At 66.0% G+C, this 2,545-nt stretch carries 2 protein-coding genes; both read right to left on the reverse strand.

Features of this window, described 5'->3' with window-relative positions; all coding sequences use genetic code 11:
- Positions 1-66: 66 nt before the first annotated feature.
- Positions 67-876 carry an IS21-like element helper ATPase IstB gene (gene istB / locus AWC18_RS19315; RefSeq protein WP_064996645.1) on the reverse strand — a complete coding sequence of 270 codons (810 nt, stop codon included), beginning with the start codon at positions 874-876 and terminating at the stop codon, positions 67-69.
- A complete protein-coding gene (gene istA / locus AWC18_RS19320; protein ID WP_083658267.1) occupies positions 873-2,381 on the reverse strand; it encodes an IS21 family transposase in 1,509 nt (502 codons plus the stop codon). The genes istB and istA overlap by 4 nt, the downstream gene beginning before the upstream one ends.
- Positions 2,382-2,545: the final 164 nt, after the last annotated feature.

A 2,545-nucleotide genomic window follows, 5' to 3' on the forward strand; every position in this document is an offset into this window, starting at 1 on the left:
TGTCAATGGCCAAGTGGAAGTCCCCGCTGGTGGCCAGATAAAAGTACCCACCCCGTGCGGTGATTCTTAGGTCGGCTGGGTGGTCTCCTTTCGGTGTTGGGCGTCCTTCATCCGGTAGGACTGGCCGTCGGTGATGACGACGGTGGCGTGGTGAAGCAGCCGGTCCAGGATGCTGACCGCGGTGGTCTGCTCGGGCAGGAATCGGCCCCACTCTTGGAACGGCCAGTGCGAGCCGATGGCCAGGGAGCGGCGTTCGTAGGCGCCGGCGACGAGCCGGAACAGCAGCTGGGTTGCGGTGTCGTCGAGCGGGGCGAAGCCCAGTTCGTCGAGGATGATCAGGTCGACCCGCAGCAGCGATTCGATGATCTTGCCGACGGTGTTGTCGGCCAGGCCGCGGTAGAGGGTTTCGACGAGGTCTGCGGCGGTGAAGTAGCGGACCTTGTGCCCGGCGTGGATCGCGGCGATTCCCAGTGCGATCAGGGTGTGCGATTTGCCCGTGCCGGCGGGTCCGATGATCGCCAGGTTCTGTTGTGTGCGGATCCATTCCAGGCTGGACAGGTAGTCGAACACCTTTGGCTGGATCGAGGACGACGCCACGTCGAACGAGTCGAGTGTCTTGGTGACGGGGAACCCGGCGGCCTTGAGTCGGTTGATCACGTTGGAGGCATCCCGGGCTGCTAGCTCGGTCTCGACCAAGGTGCGCAGGACCTCCTCGGGTGTCCAGCGTTGGGTCTTCGCGGTCAGGAGCACCTCGGGGGCGGTGCGCCGGATTGCGGCCAGTTTGAGCCGTCGCAACCCGGCGTCCAGATCAGCCGCGAGTACCGGAACAGCGAGAGGGGCAACGGTGTTGGCGGTCTTCGTCGATGTCGTGGTCATGAGGTGACACCACCGTCGGCGGCCGGGGTGACGGTGTAGGCGTCCAACGAGCGGGTGGGGGCGACCGGGAGGTCCAGGATCAACGCGTCCCCGGCGGGGCGGGGTTGAGGTGTTCCGGCGCCGGCGGCCAGGATGGAGCGCACGTCGGCGGCACGGAACCTCCGGAATGCCACCGCCCGGCGCAACGCGCCGACCAAGGCGTCGGGGCCGTGTGCGGCACCCAAGCCGAGCAGGACTTCCAGTTCCGAGCCCAGCCGGGTGTTGCCGATCGCAGCAGCACCTACCAGGAACGCGTGGGCATCGTCGCCGAGTGCGCAGAACTGTTGCTCTACAGTCGTTCTGGGTCGTGGACCTCGGTTGGGTGATGGGCGGGGCCCGTCGTAGTGATCGTCGAGGACCGACGCGGATCCGGGGGCGCCGAGTTCGTGCTCGGCCACGATCACCCCGGTCGCGGGTTCCACGATGCACAGCGCACCGTGATCGACGACGACGGCCACGCTGGTTCCGATCAACCGGGTGGGCACCGAGTAGCGGGCCGAGGCGTACCGAACACACGACAGCCGGTCGACCTTACGGATCACCGACGGTGCTCCGATCTGCAACCGGAGCGACGGTAGTGGTTGCAGCAGTTCACGTTCGATGCTCAGTCGCTCGTCGGGCACCGCGCAGATCTCCGAGTGCACGGCGGCATTGACCTCCACGCACCAGGCCTTCGCCGCGGCGTTGGCCGACCGCAGATCCACCGGCACCCCGGCGATGGCGGCCTCGGTCAACAAGGGGACAGCCAGGTCGCGTTGGGCGTAGCCGCACAAGTTCTCCACGACACCCTTGGACTGTGGGTCTTCGGCATGGCAGAAGTCCGGGGCGAAGCCGTAATGGCCTGCCAGGCGGATGTATTCCGCGGTGGGGATCACCACGTTGGCGACCACACCACCCTTCAAACATGCCATCCGGTCGGCCAGCACCCGGGCCGGGACACCACCGATCGCCCCGAACGCCTCGGCGATCAACGCCAACGTCGTCGACGCCCGCTGATCGGTGGCGAACGCGACGAACCGCCACCGGGAGAACGCCAGCACCGCGCAGAACAGGAACAAACCCGGTGCGGCTTGGGCCCAGTCGATCACCAGGTACTCACCCGGTGACCACACCGCCGGACGCCGCCCGCGGTGATGCTCGTTGCGCCACAGCACCTTCGATTCAGCGACGAGACGGCGGAAGTTACGCGCCGAGCCCTCGTATCCGGCAGCGCGGGCGATCGGCAGCATCCGCTTGGCCGACATCCGACCTTGTGACTTCTTCACCCGCTCAGCGACCAGATCGGTCACCGCGTCGTAGTTGTGGGCCCGCCGAGCCCTCGGCGGTGCGCTATCGCCAGCCTCGAATTTGTCGACGATCCGTTTGACGGTCTTAGGAGTGGTGTGGCAGATCTCGGCGGCGGCTCGGTACGACCCGACTTGTTGGTAGGCAGAAATGATGTCCATGCGGTCCTTCGCAGACTTCAATGGAACTCCCCGGTGGTGGTGGTGTCTGGTTGGCACCTTCACCGTCACCATCGGGGCCCGCAGTTCCTGATCGACACGACGAACACAGGGTGGGTACTTTTATCTGGCCACCAGCGGGGACTTCTACGTGGCCACCAGTGGGTACTTTTTCATGGCCACGGACA

Source organism: Mycolicibacter nonchromogenicus, from assembly GCF_002101775.1.
Lineage (GTDB): Bacteria > Actinomycetota > Actinomycetes > Mycobacteriales > Mycobacteriaceae > Mycobacterium > Mycobacterium nonchromogenicum.

What these genes read in the sequence shown, in the direction of transcription:
- istB (WP_064996645.1), bottom strand. Translation starts at nt 876, where the DNA reads ATGACCACGACATCGACGAAGACCGCCAACACCGTTGCCCCTCTCGCT.